The 16,169-nt window shown below is 44.7% G+C and carries 13 protein-coding genes and 1 pseudogene; 10 read left to right on the top strand and 4 right to left on the bottom strand.

Going from position 1 to position 16,169, the window contains the following annotated elements:
- Window positions 1-70 precede the first annotated feature (70 nt).
- The 5 genes from VIP81_RS30570 to VIP81_RS30550 all read left to right on the top strand — a co-directional run bounded on the left by VIP81_RS30570 (window position 71) and on the right by VIP81_RS30550 (window position 4,871).
- Window positions 71-2,143, top strand: coding sequence for a M48 family metalloprotease (locus VIP81_RS30570; protein ID WP_331970906.1), 2,073 nt, complete (start codon window positions 71-73; stop codon window positions 2,141-2,143).
- Window positions 2,144-2,147: 4 nt separating this feature from the next.
- Complete coding sequence (locus VIP81_RS30565) at window positions 2,148-2,582, top strand: SRPBCC domain-containing protein (protein ID WP_331970903.1); 435 nt, start codon at window positions 2,148-2,150, stop codon at window positions 2,580-2,582.
- Between the two features lie 58 nt (window positions 2,583-2,640).
- The gene (locus VIP81_RS30560) at window positions 2,641-3,147 is read left to right on the top strand and encodes a TlpA disulfide reductase family protein (protein WP_331970900.1); all 507 of its coding nucleotides are present in this window, start codon (window positions 2,641-2,643) and stop codon (window positions 3,145-3,147) included.
- A gap of 63 nt (window positions 3,148-3,210) precedes the next feature.
- Window positions 3,211-4,161: an AraC family transcriptional regulator gene (locus VIP81_RS30555; RefSeq protein WP_331970897.1), complete on the top strand. Its 951-nt coding sequence runs from the start codon at window positions 3,211-3,213 to the stop codon at window positions 4,159-4,161.
- Between the two features lie 62 nt (window positions 4,162-4,223).
- A complete protein-coding gene (locus tag VIP81_RS30550) occupies window positions 4,224-4,871 on the top strand; it encodes a hypothetical protein (protein ID WP_331970894.1) in 648 nt (215 codons plus the stop codon).
- A 39-nt stretch (window positions 4,872-4,910) separates the two neighbouring features.
- Here VIP81_RS30550 and VIP81_RS30545 read toward each other — a convergent pair whose 3' ends face one another.
- Entirely contained in the window at window positions 4,911-6,332 is a 1,422-nt protein-coding gene (locus VIP81_RS30545) for a hypothetical protein (protein ID WP_331970891.1), read from the bottom strand.
- Window positions 6,333-6,389: 57 nt separating this feature from the next.
- Window positions 6,390-6,752, bottom strand: a complete 363-nt coding sequence (locus VIP81_RS30540) for a VOC family protein (RefSeq protein ID WP_331970888.1) — start codon at window positions 6,750-6,752, stop codon at window positions 6,390-6,392.
- A gap of 277 nt (window positions 6,753-7,029) precedes the next feature.
- Here VIP81_RS30540 and VIP81_RS30535 point away from each other — a divergent pair, with 277 nt between their 5' ends.
- From VIP81_RS30535 to VIP81_RS30525, 3 genes are all read left to right on the top strand, one after another.
- On the top strand, window positions 7,030-9,633 hold the full coding sequence (locus VIP81_RS30535) for a DUF7133 domain-containing protein (protein WP_331970885.1): 2,604 nt from the start codon (window positions 7,030-7,032) through the stop codon (window positions 9,631-9,633).
- 141 nt (window positions 9,634-9,774) lie between these two features.
- Window positions 9,775-11,157 (top strand): aspartate kinase, encoded by a 1,383-nt coding sequence (locus VIP81_RS30530; RefSeq protein ID WP_331970882.1) that lies wholly within the window; start codon window positions 9,775-9,777, stop codon window positions 11,155-11,157.
- A 128-nt stretch (window positions 11,158-11,285) separates the two neighbouring features.
- Window positions 11,286-11,849, top strand: a complete 564-nt coding sequence (locus VIP81_RS30525; RefSeq protein WP_331970879.1) for a hypothetical protein — start codon at window positions 11,286-11,288, stop codon at window positions 11,847-11,849.
- 12 nt (window positions 11,850-11,861) lie between these two features.
- On the opposite strand, the gene VIP81_RS30520 is transcribed toward VIP81_RS30525, so the two are convergent.
- Together VIP81_RS30520 and VIP81_RS30515 are read right to left on the bottom strand one after the other, a co-directional pair.
- Window positions 11,862-12,881, bottom strand: coding sequence for an efflux RND transporter permease subunit (locus VIP81_RS30520; RefSeq protein WP_331970876.1), 1,020 nt, complete (start codon window positions 12,879-12,881; stop codon window positions 11,862-11,864).
- 38 nt (window positions 12,882-12,919) lie between these two features.
- On the bottom strand, window positions 12,920-14,983 hold the full coding sequence (locus VIP81_RS30515) for a hypothetical protein (protein ID WP_331970873.1): 2,064 nt from the start codon (window positions 14,981-14,983) through the stop codon (window positions 12,920-12,922).
- Window positions 14,984-15,468: 485 nt separating this feature from the next.
- Here VIP81_RS30515 and VIP81_RS30510 point away from each other — a divergent pair.
- A pseudogene (locus VIP81_RS30510) lies at window positions 15,469-15,537 on the top strand (4Fe-4S binding protein); the annotation flags it as partial.
- 27 nt (window positions 15,538-15,564) lie between these two features.
- Entirely contained in the window at window positions 15,565-15,816 is a 252-nt protein-coding gene (locus VIP81_RS30505) for a ferredoxin (RefSeq protein WP_331970934.1), read from the top strand.
- Window positions 15,817-16,169 lie beyond the last annotated feature (353 nt).

The following is a 16,169-nucleotide window of genomic DNA, read 5'->3' as shown; positions in this document are numbered from 1 at the left end:
AAAAAGAGCGGCAGTGGGATGATGCAATTCCGGCGGAAAATATTATTTTCGTCGGATTAAATCCTATACCATGACATCCGAAATTGTCACTGTTTCCCCTGCCTTTCGAAAATTAGCGGTGAAGGCGGTACTGAGTATTATCTTATTCATTTTTACCTATTTGCTCTTATTTGCGCTGTCTGTCGGATTAACCGTGTTATGCGGCTGGGCGGGGCTGCTGGTGGTATCATTTGGCGTTTCTGTATTAACGATTGGTCTGGGCCTGGGCTTACTCTGTATGGGCCTGATGATTACTTATTTCCTGCTGAAATTCATTTTCGCCTCGCATAAAGTGGATCGCTCCCATCTGACCGAAATTACCAGAGAAGAAGAACCTCAACTTTTTGCGTTGATTGAAGAGATTGTGCAGGAAGTGAAGACCGATTTCCCAAAGAAAATTTATCTATCGGCAGAAGTTAATGCGGCTGTATTCTACGACTCCAGTTTTTGGAGCATGTTCTTTCCTGTTAAAAAGAACCTGCAAATAGGAATGGGCCTCGTCAACAGTGTAACCAGGCTGGAACTCAAAGCTATTCTGGCACATGAATTCGGTCACTTTTCGCAACGTTCAATGAAGCTGGGAAGCTATGTATACAATGTGAACCAGGTGATTTATAATATGCTGTACGACAACGCATCCTATCAGCAAAATGCCTCCAGCATTGCGAGTGTCGGCAGTATTATCGCCCTTTTTGTAAATATTGCTATTGTGATCGTGCAGGGCATACAATGGATATTGAAGGAGAATTATAAACTGATCAACCTCACCTATATGGGGTTATCCAGAGAGATGGAATTTCATGCTGATGCCGTAGCCGCCAGCGTCACCGGCCCCGAGCCGCTGATTTCTTCTTTACTGCGGATGCAGCTGTCCGATCAGGCGTTGAATATGGTATTGGGCTTTTATGATCACCGTTATCAGCAATCCGTAACGTCTGCTAACGTGTATCAGCAACAGCGGTGGATGATGGAGTACCTGGCCGCAGACAGAAGGCTGGCATTGCTGGAAGGCGTACCGGTATTGACGGAAGCGCACTATGAACGTTATAATAAATCCAAGCTGGTCATCAAAAACCAGTGGGCGTCGCATCCTAGTACGGAAGACCGGATCGCGGCACTTCACAAATTGAATATCCACAAAGCAGCTGAAAAGCCGGAACCCGGAAATGTTATTTTTCAGGATGTCAAAAAACGACAGGAAGACTTCTCCACCCGCATCTTTAGCACTGTTAATTATCCGGCGGCAGTAGTCAAAGAAGACATGGCTGCTTTTAAAGCGGCCTATGAGCAGGAATATCCTTTATTCATCTTCCCGGCTGTTTTTAATGGTTATTATGATCGCTGGAATCCCTCCGCCATGCAACCTGCCGAATCGCTTGCCACGACTGCGCACCAAACACCGGAGCAACTCTTCGGCGATGAGATGGTCAATCTTGCACATTCACTTTCTATCCTCGAAAATGATAAAGCATTACTACATCAACTCACGGTTGTGGAGCACAGCATCAAAACTTTTGACTACGATGGCGTAAAGTATTCCATGACTACCATCTACACCCTCATGGACCATCTGGATACCACCATTGCGGCCAACCGTGATCAGCTGAAAGCTAATGATGCCGCCGCTTATGCTTATTTCCACCGTCTTGCTGAATCAAGCGGCGAGCTGGAGAAATGGGAAAAATTATCTGGTATTTATTCTCACACTGTACAACAAACAGACACCAGAAACAGCTGCTATGACGCACTCCTGAAAGCCGTTACATTTATGCAGGAAAGTCACCCTTATGCGCAAATTGAGCTCCGGCTTACTTCCGTAAAAGAGCCGGAACAGACTTTCAAAGCGCAGTTGTCCGTGATGCTGGAAGAACCGGCCTATCAGGGCATATTACTTCCGCAACAGGTCACCTTGTTTACGAACTATATTACACAGGATAAGATTTACTTCCAGGATAAAGCCTATGATGAAGATGCAGTAGATTTGCTGTATAATGTACTGCGCGCCTTTCCGGCTATACTGGACCTTGGCTGCAAAAGCGCTAAGTTGCAGTGGTTGAATATGTGTGTGGAAATGATGGAACCTAAAGCAGTGAAGATAGCTTAAAACCATGGAAACAATTATAGATAGAAAAATAGTCATTGACGCCCCTGCAGCCGAAGTATGGAAGTCTCTCACAGATCCTGGCCTAATGATAAAATGGATGGGGGAAGCGGATTTTGATCTGAAAATAACTACTACATGGAAAGTTGGCTCTCTTTTTTCAGTACAGGGATTTCATCATCTCCCATTTGAAAATAAAGGCGTTGTACTTGAATATGTAAGGGAGCAGGTACTCAGCTATGATTTTTTAAGTTCTCTATCCCGGCTCCCTGACACAAAAGAGCATCATACAATTGTCCGGTTTACATTAACGCCATTGGAACAACGTACTTCGTTACATTTGACTATCACTAACTTTCCAACCCTCACGATATATCAGCATCTTAATTTCTATTGGAATACGACGTTGGTATTATTAAAAAAGGCCATTGAAATGAATTAAGATTATCATCAATAATGCGTATTTTAGGTATTTACAGACCGCTATTAAAATATATTTTATGAAACTATTCCTTGTTTGTTTATTCGCCGTTTTTACTACTTACAGCAGCTACGCACAAGATAAAGAAACCTTCATCAACGTGGGAGATCCAGTTCCTTCCTTCAGTTTTGAGCTAAAGGAAGGGCAAACAGTGAATATTGCGGACTATAAAGGGAAGCTGGTATTGCTTAATCTGTTTGCGACCTGGTGTCCGCCATGCAATGCAGAACTACCTGAAGTACAGAAACAGATATGGGCGCCGCATAAGAATGATTCCCGGTTTGCCTTTTTTGTTTTTGGTCGTGAAGAAGGATGGGAGAAATTAAAACCATTTAAAGAAAAAAAAGGATTTGATTTTCCTATCCTGCCGGATGAAGGAAGGAAAATTTTTAGTCTGTTTGCCTCCCAGAATATCCCCAGGAACTTCCTGATAGATGAAAACGGTAAAGTTATTTATTCATCTGTTGGCTATTCGGAAGAAGAGTTTCAAAAGTTGGTGGAGCTGATCAATAACCGTTTGAAATAGCACATTTACCTGGCTATTTTATCTGGCAAACACTGGACGCAAACTTAGTCGTATATTGCGTGTATGATCTTTCATGAATTTCCCGATCTCACCTGGCTGAAGAGCCAGATAGCCCACGGATTTAGCAATCGGTTGGGATGGGGCAATCTTCCTTTGGATACGGAGGGTTTTCCCAGTGTGATCATTCATACGAAGGTCAGGGAATGTTATCGCCCCGATATCAAAGGCCCTTTTTCTTTTTTTCTAAATATTCGTGGCAATAGTCTTTGTAGTGTGGACCGGCAAACAACCCACATCAATGAGGAGAATTATTTTGTCAGTAATCGCGCCCAGTCTTATACACTTCAGATAGAAGAAAATTCCGGCGGCGCCGAAACTTTTAACATTCATTTCGGGGAGTTCTTCAGTGAATCTGTTCTTAATTCCCTGGTAACGCCGCCAGACAGGATCCTGGATGCCGGTACGGAAAAGCAATTATCACCTATTTCGTTTTTTAACCAGTTGCATCCCCGGGACGCGACCTTCAATGGGTTGATCCGGGGTATAATGGCTTCGTATAGTGAAACCCGGTACAACAAACTCCGTTTTGAAGAACAGATGACTTCCCTGTTGTCGTATCATTTGCAGCAGCACCGCCACATCGCGGCGACGGTAAATGGTCTGCCACCCGTGCGGATGGCCACGCGTGTAGAACTCTACAAACGCCTCTCCCGTGCCATGGACGTTCTTCGTTCCAACTTTTGCGGTGAAGTGAGTCTGGACCAGCTTGCCACGGCCGCTTGTCTCTCCAAATATCATTTTTTGCGATTGTTTCGTTCGGTATACGGCTTGTCGCCCTATCAATACATCCAACACCTCCGGATCGAGAAAGCAAGGGGCTTACTCATTGATTCCGCCATACCTATAGGGGATCTTGCCAGCCTGCTGGGATTTGACAACAGCCAGTCCTTCAGCCGCCTTTTTAACCAGAGAGTGGGAATTTACCCCAGCCATTACCGGCTTCAGTCAAAATAGCAATTTTGGTTATCCGGGTTAACGCCCGTCTTCAGAACTTTGTATCCTTATACGATCCAATAATGTCCAGATCCTTTTTTCTCAAAGCTACTGTCCTGATGGCTGCGTGGATACTCCTCCTCGGTGTATTGTCGATACGTGGTTTCTTTGCCAACTTTTCCGCCTTGCCGCCACGGCTGGTACTGGCCTTGTTGCCACCTTTAGTCCTGGTGCTGATCTTCAGCCGTTCACACGCGGGCAAAGCGTTTTTGCAGTATGTCCAACCCCAATGGCTCATCTATCTGCAGTCATTTCGCATCCTGGTGGAAATTGGACTCTGGTTGCTGGTACGCAATGGTTCATTGCCTGTGAATATGAGTTTTGAAGGACGCAACTTCGACGTGCTCACCGGCCTGCTGGCCGTTCCGATAGGCTACTATTGTTTTGTAAAAAAAGCCTGGCCTCCGGTGGTGGCAATGTTATATAATATTGCCGGCCTTGTTTTGCTGACGAATATTGTCACCATATCCACGCTATCCATGCCAACCGCGCTGCGTGTTTTCCATAATACGCCCGATAGTTCGCTGCTGACGAGATTCCCATTTATTTACCTACCGGGGTTGTTGGTGCCTTTGGCGTATACGCTTCATATCTTTTCGCTCCGGCAGTGGGGAATGTTTCGTCGTTCTGCGCGCCAGAAAGATATTACTATAACACTTACTGGCAGATAAAACACGTAAGGTTATTTATCCATTTTCTCTTTATTTACCTTATAAATTATGAATAAAAGTGATCATTAACCCGGCGGTCACACGGGTAGCTGGTACCGTACCAATAGTTCCGGTGAGTAAATTGGATTCTTTGGGGTCATCAAAATTAATCGGCTGTTGATAGCTGCTATTATGACCGTAGCCCAATAAAATACCCGTGCGGAGATTATATTCACGTCTCTTTATGTTTACTCCTAACTGACAATAATAATTATCCCATGTGGCGGTATTAGGAGAAAATCCATTGGTAGTTTCCCGGGTGGCATAGTTGAAATCGGTTCGGAGAGCGCAATACCCTGTCAACTGTGGTTTGAGCTGATAACTAACCCCCACCCCTATATTAAAAATAGCTTTCCTGGCTTCCCGCATTTCCAGCAACGCCACTGTAGATGCATGGGAGCCGCCGGTGTCCGGCCTTATGAAGCCTTCGGCCCGCGGGGTGAGAATATTGTATTCTTTTACTTTCAGGAAATATTCTGCCGCCACATACACTTGTCCTTTGTTGTAATCATAGGCATAGCCCAATGCAATACTCGCCGGCACTTTATAATCCGATGTCAATTTTGTTTGCCGGGTGCTGGCCAGTAGATTCACTGTTTCCTGTGGAATAAAATGGATATTGGAAATAGCATTGTTGCTAAGTAAAGTCCCCTTTCCACCGATGTGTATGAGGGGTGAAGATAGCAGTAACCCAAAGTGATGCTTTTCCATTTCATAGCTGAGTCCCATCCGTAATTTCAGGCCAAGATGATGATAGTCTACCTGATAGGCCCCCTCATTACTGGCCAGCGGTAGCGTGGTGCCAGTGCCAATCAATGCACGTGAACTGAAGGACTCACTATAGTGTTGGGAACGGGATTGTCCTTCAGCCGTAAATCCGATAGCCCATCGTTTGGTAAGCGCAAAACCAGTGCTGATAAGCGCCGATGTTTCCCTGGTTACATTTTGAAAGTTATATTGCCCGATGAAATACTCGAGTCCGGGGGTATTTGCGCTGTCACGTATGTTCAGCCTGGTATCCTGTTGCTGGGATACGTTGTAATTAAATACGGCCGTATGCGTTAGTGCGTAGGCAATATAAACGGGCTTCTTCTTCCCCAATGCCACCATACCAGACAGCATCTGCGGAACACTGGACGTAATACGCGATTTCAAATCTTTCCCGGTACCGGCGCCATTCTTTATTTTGATGGCCTCCACCTGGTAAATGGTTCCTGAAATAGACACTGCCTTCTTCTTCGTCCAGGCCTGCAAAGCCGGATTGTAAAAAAGCACACCACTGTCCCGATTGTTGGCCACTACAGCGCCGGGCGTAAAAAAGCCCGCAGGTCCGTAGTTATTCGACCAGTAATTGGCATCCTGTGCCCAGGTACATTGACTGATGCCTACGAAGGTGAAGATGAAGGGGAATATTCTCAGCATAAGATACGGTTGATAAATTCCCCAACAGCAACAACCGGAAAAAATTTTTGTTCAAAATTACAAAGACCAGACGGCCAGTTCGTAGCCATCAGGATCGGTGAAATGGAACCGCTTGCCACCAGGGAAATTAAAGATCTCCTTTACGATGGTCCCTCCTGCTGCAACCACCTTTTGTTGGGTTGCTTCAATATTGTTTGAGTAGAGGATGACTAAAACAGTACCTTTTACCGGTTTTCCGGTAGTGAATCCACCATCTACATACGCTCCTTCAAACGCCGTATAGTCGGGGCCGTAGTCTGTAAACTTCCAGCCAAAGCTCTTAGTATAAAATTCTTTCGCACGGTTAATATCTTTCGACAGGAATTCGAGATACTGTACCTGCTCATGTTTTAATTTATTATCAGAAAGATTGTCTGCCATAGCTCTTATATTTATTACAAATGTATGGAATGAGGGTTGTTTGTGGTAGATCATCCTCCTATTTCCCCGTGCTAAAACGATCGTTAAAAGTTAAAAAAATACAGATATTGGTATCTTCATATCCCTCCTTTTATACCAACAGATACGGCTCATGCAATCGTATTCCATACCGTTCCCCAAATAATTTCCACCTCAAAATTTATTTTTTTCTATATTGACCGTTGCTTTTGATAAGAAGCATATGAATAATACTCTATTATAAACACAGCGAACAAAAATGACGAAATTTTCTACTGGCCTGATTTATTCTCTTGCAGTATTTATTGGCGCAAAACAATTCATAGGAGCGACTTCTCCTAATCCCCCTGAACTAACAATTACCAGATTTGCCGGGCCTGACATAACGCCCAGTCCTGCTTGCCTGGCAGTTGCGCCCACCGGCGAAGTATTTGTAGGAGTGGATATGATCGGTTCATTGGGAAAAGACCCGGGAAAAGGTCGGATTCTTAAATTGATTGATAAGGATAATGACGGCAAAATGGACGAGCACATTGAGTTTGCAACGGTGGATAACCCACGTGGCATCATTGTGCAGGGCAGCAAGGTGTATGTATTGCATACCACATTTTCCAAGGAATCCGGTAAAGCTACCGGAATGGCCCTTGTTGTTTTTGAAGACAAGGACGGAGATGGAAAGGCAGACGGACCTGCTCAACCACTCGTAGAAAATCTCAGTAATACCAAATATATCCAGGAGCGGGGAACCGACCATGCCACTAATGGTATCAGAATGGGTATTGATGGCTGGATCTACATTGCTGTTGGCGACTTTGGGTTTCATAACGCCACTGATCGTTCCGGCAAGCAGCTGACTATGCTGGGCGGTGGTATTGTTCGGGTACGCCCCAATGGTACCGAAATGGAGATCTACACCCACGGTACACGTAATGTGTATGATGTGGCTATTGACCCATACATGAATGTATTTACAAGAGAAAACACCAATGACGGTGGTGGATGGAATGTGCGGTTTTCGCACCATATCCAATCCGGCGAATATGGCTACCCGGTATTATTTCAGCATTTTACTGATGAAATATTACCTGCGCTGGCGGATCTTGGTGGTGGCTCCGGCACCGGCGCCTTATATATGGCGGAACCAGGCTGGCCTGCAAAGTTCAACAATGTGCCCATGATGGCGGATTGGGGACGCAGTATGCTGTATATACACCGGGTAACCCCTGATGGCCCTACCTTCACTCAAAAAGAAGAAGAGTTTATAGGACTTCCTCAGATTACGGATCTGGATGTTGACGGATCTGGCAGACTTTATCTCTCAGCATGGGATGGCGCAGGCTATTCCGGCAGTCCGGATAAAGGTTATGTGATCCGGGCCGTACCGAACGACTGGACCTACCATGCATTTCCTGATGTGGCCAAAGCTTCGATAGAAGAATTGGCAAAATTACTTACATCGGCCAGTGCGGTAGCCCGTTTAAATGCCTCTCAGGAGCTGATTGCACGCGGTAGCAAAGAAGCGATTGCAGCTGCCCTGACTGTTGCATCTGATGCTCAATTGCCTTTATCGGTTCGTGTAGCCGGTATCTATACCTACGCCCAGGCAACCGGCGCAGATGGTATCGCAGCTTTAACAGCATTAACAAAAGATCCTACCGTAAGAGAACATGCATTACGTGCATTGGCAGACAGAAAAGGTCTTCTTAAAGATGTTTCGGCAGAACCATTCCTTGCAGGATTGAATGATCCGTCTCCGCGCGTGCAGGCTGCTGCTATCATCGGATTGGGACGTTTAGGTCGTGTTGAAAATGCCAATGCATTATTAGCTATTAAAGTGCCTGCTTCCTTTACAGCACCTGTTAAAGAGGCAGAAGGACCGCACGCCACTCCTAATTCAGCTATCGTGCTGCCTCACCTGGCGGTTCGTGCGCTCTTAAATCTTCAGGCAGTAGATGCTGCGGTAGCAGCCATCAACGGCCCGAATAGCACCCTCGCGCTGTGGACCTTACGCTATATGCATGACGAGAAAGCGGTGAACGGCTTAATCAGTGCTTACCCATTGGCGAAAGATCCAAAGGTGAAGCAACAGATCCTTGTCACATTAGCACGCCTCTACAAAAAAGAAGACACCTATGATGCATCCTGGTGGTGGGGTACCCGACCAGATTCACATGGCCCCTATTATAAAGCAGTGACCTGGGAAGCATCTCCGGCTATTGAAAAATTCCTTATCAAAGAATCTGTGAAGAAAGGTCCTGCCGGCAAAGAGTTTTTCAGAGATCTTGACGCCCGCGACAGAATGGAAATCACTGCATTTGCATCAGAGAAAAAAGCTGCTCCGGCTCCATCTAAAGAACCTAAGGTAGATCTGGAAAAAATAAAAAGTAAGAAAGGTCAGGTGGGCAAGTCATCTATCGAAGATGTTTTGCTGGCTGTTAATAAATTGAAAGGTGATCCTGCCAAAGGAAAAGTAATGTTTACCAACCAGGGTTGCATCGCCTGTCATAGTATTAACAAAGGAGATGTCCAGAAAGGTCCTTTCATGGGACAGATCGGCTCTATCATGAACCGGGAGCAGATCGCTGAATCTATTCTCAAACCTAACGCGTCTATTTCGCAGGGTTTTGCCACTGTGATGATCACAGCGAAGGGTAATAAGTCTTACATGGGATTTGTTACGGAAGAAACTTCTGCGAAAGTAGTGATGAGAGATATCAGTGGTACAGTATCTACCGTGAAGGTATCCGACATCCTGACCCGTAAAGAAATGAAAACGTCTATGATGCCTACCGGCCTGGCTAACGCCTTATCATACGATGAATTTGCATCGCTCGTTACGTTCTTGTCTCAACAGAAAAAATAAGACTCTCAGTAAAAGCTGATTAAATACAAAGCTAAAAGCCCGCTCTATGAGCGGGTTTTTAGTTTCTGGTCATCGCTAAAAAAACTTTCCGGCGGTTGGCTAACCCTTTTATTCCATTAATAAATTATATAGCTTCGCAGCATGCTAACAGTTGAAAAAATCGGTGGCACGTCAATGAGTGCCCTGAAAGACGTCATCGACAATATCATTTATTATGGCCGTACGGGCGACAGGTTATACAATCGTGTATTCATTGTTTCTGCCTTTTCAGGCGTTACAAACCTGTTGCTGGAAAATAAAAAAACTAAAGCGCCAGGTGCCTATCATCAATTTGCATCAGGAAATGATTACCATCAGGCACTTGAATCTGTGAGGCTTCACCTGAAAGAACTCAACACTTATTACGGACCGCTCGGGCTGGATATCGCAAGGGCCAATGAGGTGACGGATGGCATTATTAACCAGGTGCTGACCTATCTTGATAGTGCCAATACCCTACTGGCCTCCGGATACCTCAATGAGGGCATTCTGCAGGCCGTTCGGGAAATTCTGGCTTCCGTGGGCGAAAGCCATTCGGCCTTTGTGCTGACAAACATCCTGCAGCACAAAGCACTTAACGTAGCACTGGCAGACCTCAGCGGGCTGGGTGATGGTCGTTCTCTGACCATTGATGAACGTATCAGAGAGGAATTTGCGAACATCGATCTTAAAAGCTGTTTGTGTATAGCAACAGGATATGTAAAGGGAACGGAGGGGATCATGAGAGAATTTGACCGTGGTTATTCTGAAGTAACCTTCAGCAGGATAGCGGAATTGCTCCGGCCTGAAGAAGCGATTATTCACAAAGAATATCATCTGTCAACCGCTGATCCGGCGTTGGTAGGCCTGGAAAACGTGCAACCCGTTGGTTACACCAACTATGATATTGCCGATCAACTGGCCGATGTGGGAATGGAAGCCATTCACCCTAAAGCCGCCAAACCTCTGGAGATAGCTGGTATTAATCTTCGTATCAAAAATACCTTTGAACCTGAACATCCGGGCACGCTGATCACCAAAAATTATATTTCCGAGCATAAACGAGTGGAGGTGATCACCGGATCGGAGCAACAATTACTGATCGACATCTACGACCCTTTAATGGTAGGTGCAGTGGGAAGTGACCTCGATATCATGCAGGTATTTGCCCGTTATGGCGTCAGCTATACTTTTAAGGCTACCAGTGCCAACAGCATTAGCATCGTTATTTGGGAAAGTGACTTGAAGCAGCAGCTACTGAACGACCTGAAAGAAAAATATGAACATGTGACGGTGGAACGGGTGGCAATGGTTTGCCTGCTGGGCTCTAACATGGACCAGCCGGGATTACTAGCCAACGCGACTGCGGCACTGGCCAACGCTGAGATTAATATTTTATGTGTGGGGATCGCCTTAAGAAAAGTCAATTTCCAGTTCCTTATAAGCCGGCAACATTTCAAGGCGGCTATCGTTGCCCTCAACAAGGCGGTAGGGCAACAGGATTGAGCTTCCGGAAATGCCATCGGGCTGCCAGGCCGCCCGATGGTGGCCATTGAGGGGGATTTCCTTGTTCCTATGACAATATTGTGATTCTGTTAGCATTTTAATAAAAAAGGATGCTTATCTTTATTATTATGAAACGGACAATCCTTTTTGCGGCTATTTTGATGTCGGGGATGACAGTAAAGGCACAGACAGGCTCTTCTTTCGGAGCTATGGACGGCACGCCGTCTGCCTTCCAACATCCGCAACAGGTAGGTGATACCAACAATATTCATAAGAAATGGTCTCTTACGAAATATGCGGGTGTTTCCACTGGCTTTGTAGCATTCAGAGGAGGAAGTACTTCGTTTTTGTCGGTACCTTTGGCATTGCAGGTGAACCGTCAATTGACCCCTAACCTGTTCGCCTTTGGAGCCGTATCTGTGGCGCCTTCTGTTTTCCGTTCCTACGGGATGCCTTATCAACCTGGGATGAACAAGGGCTACAGCCTGATGCAACCTAACAACTTCGCCGCCTATTCGGACGCCAAAATAGGCGTGATGTACATCAGCAATGATAAAACGTTCTCTATTTCCGGTAGCATTGGCGTTAGCAGAGGCGGTTATGGCGGCTACAATAACTATTCGCCTTTTTATACCCCGGCGGTATATTCTCCATCTCCGCCATCTCCGGTGCGGGGACATGGTCAATTATAAAAAATCTATGGCCTACTCTATGGACATGTATAGGGAGTCTTTCGGGTTATATAAGATCCTATGTTTTAAACCGGCAGGGAATTTCATCGACGCCGTTTCCATCAACTCTTTTACGGCTCTCTGCGTCTCGTTATAATTTGAACCGGCCATCGGCGTTATCACGATATTGACACCTGGCTTGCCATTTATACGGGTCACATTTCCATCTATAGGAGGACCAAATTCAATTGTCGCTGTCACATCTTTTAATCTCAACACGGTATCGCCATTGGTGCGAATAATCATATTCCTATATGCATCAAGTTGGTTATGCTCACTTTTACATTTAATCATGTAATCAAAAGGCTGCTTACCATTCTTGTATACTATCCCCGTTACCGCTTCCACTTTCTCAGCCGGAATAGCTGTTAATAGTTCGTTCAGCGTTGCGGTCCTATTCTTTTTATTTAACCAGATACGAATCAGGGAATCTCGGTGCGTGTCAAAAGTAATTAAGTGACTAACACCTTGAATCCGCTGTACTTCGGGTACAATATGGACTGCGGCATAATTAGCCAGGAATGTGGGAGCATAATTCGCGGCATCTTCCGAATACAAATCAACGGCCATCACTATAGGCTCCTCTTGTTTGAGAACAGTGATACCGGATTGCACCACCTGAGAAGGCAGTTGCCTTGTTACAACAGCCACCACATTTGAAATCTTCAGCGCAGCCTGGTCCAGATCAGTTGCAGGCTTAAAGTAAACAGAAATAATTAATGATCCATCGCTACTTGCCGTATAGATCAGGTGATCCATGTTTTCAATATAATGATAAATGGAGTCCTTTAATGGTGGCGTAACGGTATCTAATATGGTTCTTATATTGGCTCCGGGATAAAGTGCCTTCACCTGAATGGAAGGCAGGTCTTTAGAGAGCATCTGTTCCGGTGGTTGTTTACTAGCTACTCTCCCACCACAGCTAACCAGTATTATAGATATCGTATAAACAGTGGCCGCTGAAACAAGGCGTTTTAAAAGTTTTTCAAGCATCTTTTTTTTAATTATCAAACAAGGAAAAATAATTTTTGCTACATTAACCAGAATGTTTGACTGAAAGCGCCGTTGGCAGCTGCATCCCAGGCTTCTACACGTACCCATTTGCGGCCTTTCAGGTTGGTATTAAAATGAAAACTTTTCCTGCCAAAAGCTTTTGTATCTGTCAGCGATATTTTTTCTCTATATACTTGCTTTCCATCTCCTGAAATGATTTCAACAAAATTCATAGGAAAGGTCCAGTGAAGCTGCAAATCAATTATTGCACTGCCATCAGCGGGCAACCACAGGCTATCTCCGGAGATATGACCATTTACTGTCAGCTGCGGCATCAGTACTTCTCCTGTGCTGCTGAAAAACCGGCCATGCTGCATGGCATCAAGAACTGGCATCCAGCCCTTCTTATATGCCGGCAACTTGTTTAACATCAGGTAATTGATGTTCATATGTGCATACATCTCATTACTATGTGTTATGGTGAAGAGATCTGCTTCTGAAATGACTGTCTTTTTATTACCCCAGTTATTCATATCGTCCATCAGGTCAAGTACGCGTTTACCCAGTCGTGGTTGTGAAAGGTCTGCCGGCATTGCTTTCCAGGCTGCACCCATAAATCGGTTTGATAAAAAGAAGGCTTCATCTTTATAGCTGTCGGGCGTTGTCACGGAGCCTTTAGTCCGTGGATGCGCTGTCCATGCCAGGCCTTTTTCATCCTTGAGCAGTTGCAACATTTCTTCTTTATTACCGATGTGGTAAACTTTACCGTAGCTATTTTTTTCTTCGACATACGGTTCTCCTGCTTTCCGCGACATCACCCAGTATACCGGCTTTGGAAAGACCTCTAGCCAGTGGCCTCCAAAAAATTCATTGGGTTCTTCTCCTGGCAGCAGCAGAAAGCTGCTGTCTGACTGATGCTCACATAAATCAAAAAGTGCTTTTAATTGCGGTAAACGTTTCTCATCAGGACCCTGAGGATCTGCAGTGTAGTGGAATTCTGCCAGGTGTACAATATCAACCCCCAACCGCTTAAATACTTCTACAAACTCCGGGTGTGCAGGAATTGGTTTTCCGGCCATCATCACTTTCATCACAAATTCATTATGAAAATGGCTGGCCATTGTTTTAAATCCGGGCAGCGTTGCGTAGCGGTCGTTACGTGTGAATGCTTTTACGCTTGTCAACACATCCTGCTGTTTACTCAGCAAACAAAAGAAATTAAGGCGCTGCTGCGTACCAGGGGGCGCATTAAACCAGGGTACAAAACGTTTATCACCTTCCAACTCCTGTCGTATACCAATACCAGTGCCATTTACCATATTACGGTACTCACTTCCATACCAGGTAAACCTGAGATTGAAAGCTTCGTCAAGTGGATAGAAATATTGATGTGGTGGTGGAAAAACAGCTATAGCACCTGACTTCCCCAGTACTGCGATGGCGCGGTATTTTGACGCAAGTGATTTCGCAGTATCCGTTACATTCACTGCCATTTGCTGCAAACTATCGGCAGTATTAATCCAGGCAACACTATTCCAGCGGGGCTTTCTGCTTACTATACCCGCATCAAAAACAATCGCTTTGGCGGTATCAGCGGTGCTGATCACACTTGCGATATTAAATAAGGGAGTTCCATTATAAAAGGTTACTTCCAGTGTGCCAGTAAAGGATGCGGCAGTCACAGGTCCTATGCTTGCTATTGTTCGGCTACCATCTGTTTTTACCGAAACGCTGGTTTTCTTTATGATCAATGGATAGCTTTGATAAGGTTTCGTTGGCACCTTGTCAAAAAATATGTTCCAGCCATTTTGCGATTGCAAATCTCTTTTACCTACTGTCACCACAAAAACAGGATCTACATCGGCACTGATTTGTTGTTGCCCTAATGTTATCGTTTTAAATAACGCCGCTGATGTGTGCAGGTCTATTACTACATTGCCCTGCATCTTATCGCCAGCCGGCCAGGTGATTTCAAGCAATGAGTCTTGTTGTTTTACAGCGGTACCATTTCCAGCGTTAAACCCTCGCAGGTCTACCTTTAGTTGTGCAAGACATACAGTATTAACAAACAAAAAAATAATAGAAAAAAAAAGAGTCTTCATTTCATGGAATTATAAACGAAAGATAATCGATTGTATAGGAAAGTGCAAGTTTTCTTGAAGCATTTCTGCCAAACGACTTCTTCTTTTCACTTGTATCCTTTGTCTTCAATCAGCAAACTTTCCGCTGTGCACTGCTGATGAAAAAAACTATATAATCCCCGCCTGCCAACTATGTTTTGACTCTTTAATTGTGTCGACACAATCTCTTTCACATACTCCCACTAGAGTATACTTATCTTGAACGGAAGTTTAGTATGAAACCATGACAATTTTGGAGCAGGCTGCTGCAAAATTGAACTCATGTCGCTGGCCTGGTCGTAATCTCCCAGCATCAATAGTCCTGGCCTGGCTATTACGAAATTTCTCATATAGCGTACAAATATTTGAGTCTTTCTTGAGGTAATAAATTATTTTCTCCTAATTTTATTCTCTTATTGGTTATTATTATTTAATGAAGCATAGAAAGCTTCCTAATTAAAATTACTATGGCTATTAAAATTACAGATGAATGTATTTTCTGTGGAGTTTGTGAATCGGAATGTCCGAATAACGCGATCTATGAGGGTGGCGTAGAATGGGCAATGGCTGATGGCACAACGGTTAGAGGTGATTACACGTTGATGGACGGATCTACTATTGATGCCAGCCAGCGCAATGCGCCCCTGTCTCCCACGCTGTATTATATTGTTGCAGATAAATGTACAGAGTGTCAGGGATTTCATGAGGATCCTCAATGTGCAGTTGCATGTCCGATAGACTGTTGTATACCAGACGAAATGTACCAGGAGTCTATAGAAGAACTGTTGGTGAAGAAAGATAAATTACATCTTTAGTGAGAAGGCATAAAGAATTATCGGTAGTCGATCGTCAGACACGCACACCGAACCTAAATGGGGAGAAAAGGCTAATTGCCTTTTCTCCCCATTGCTATTGTAATATTAACCCTCATGCAACGGAATATTTAGGGAATGCGTCTCCCAATCATGGGCCATGCTACGCAAGGTTTCTCGTATAGCGAAGATTCCTGGAAAATCTTTTTTCAATATTCTCTAAATACCAATACACTCGCGTTGGCCATTTCTAAGTCGCTACCGAACTATCTTTGAATATTATACAATTCTCATGGCATTAGCCTTAGATAATCTTCAATCTATCTCGCAAACACGTTCCCCGGGTTATGTTACTT

This window comes from Chitinophaga sp., assembly GCF_036566945.1.
Lineage (GTDB): Bacteria > Bacteroidota > Bacteroidia > Chitinophagales > Chitinophagaceae > Chitinophaga.
Note: the sequence above shows the minus strand (reverse complement) of the source record. Positions and strands in the feature narration are given on the sequence as shown.

What these genes read in the sequence shown, in the direction of transcription:
- VIP81_RS30570 (WP_331970906.1), top strand. Translation starts at nt 71, where the DNA reads ATGACATCCGAAATTGTCACTGTTTCCCCTGCCTTTCGAAAATTAGCG.
- VIP81_RS30565 (WP_331970903.1), top strand. Translation starts at nt 2,148, where the DNA reads ATGGAAACAATTATAGATAGAAAAATAGTCATTGACGCCCCTGCAGCC.
- VIP81_RS30560 (WP_331970900.1), top strand. Translation starts at nt 2,641, where the DNA reads ATGAAACTATTCCTTGTTTGTTTATTCGCCGTTTTTACTACTTACAGC.
- VIP81_RS30555 (WP_331970897.1), top strand. Translation starts at nt 3,211, where the DNA reads ATGATCTTTCATGAATTTCCCGATCTCACCTGGCTGAAGAGCCAGATA.
- VIP81_RS30550 (WP_331970894.1), top strand. Translation starts at nt 4,224, where the DNA reads ATGTCCAGATCCTTTTTTCTCAAAGCTACTGTCCTGATGGCTGCGTGG.
- VIP81_RS30545 (WP_331970891.1), bottom strand. Translation starts at nt 6,332, where the DNA reads ATGCTGAGAATATTCCCCTTCATCTTCACCTTCGTAGGCATCAGTCAA.
- VIP81_RS30540 (WP_331970888.1), bottom strand. Translation starts at nt 6,752, where the DNA reads ATGGCAGACAATCTTTCTGATAATAAATTAAAACATGAGCAGGTACAG.
- VIP81_RS30535 (WP_331970885.1), top strand. Translation starts at nt 7,030, where the DNA reads ATGACGAAATTTTCTACTGGCCTGATTTATTCTCTTGCAGTATTTATT.
- VIP81_RS30530 (WP_331970882.1), top strand. Translation starts at nt 9,775, where the DNA reads ATGCTAACAGTTGAAAAAATCGGTGGCACGTCAATGAGTGCCCTGAAA.
- VIP81_RS30525 (WP_331970879.1), top strand. Translation starts at nt 11,286, where the DNA reads ATGAAACGGACAATCCTTTTTGCGGCTATTTTGATGTCGGGGATGACA.
- VIP81_RS30520 (WP_331970876.1), bottom strand. Translation starts at nt 12,881, where the DNA reads ATGCTTGAAAAACTTTTAAAACGCCTTGTTTCAGCGGCCACTGTTTAT.
- VIP81_RS30515 (WP_331970873.1), bottom strand. Translation starts at nt 14,983, where the DNA reads ATGAAGACTCTTTTTTTTTCTATTATTTTTTTGTTTGTTAATACTGTA.
- VIP81_RS30505 (WP_331970934.1), top strand. Translation starts at nt 15,565, where the DNA reads ATGGCTGATGGCACAACGGTTAGAGGTGATTACACGTTGATGGACGGA.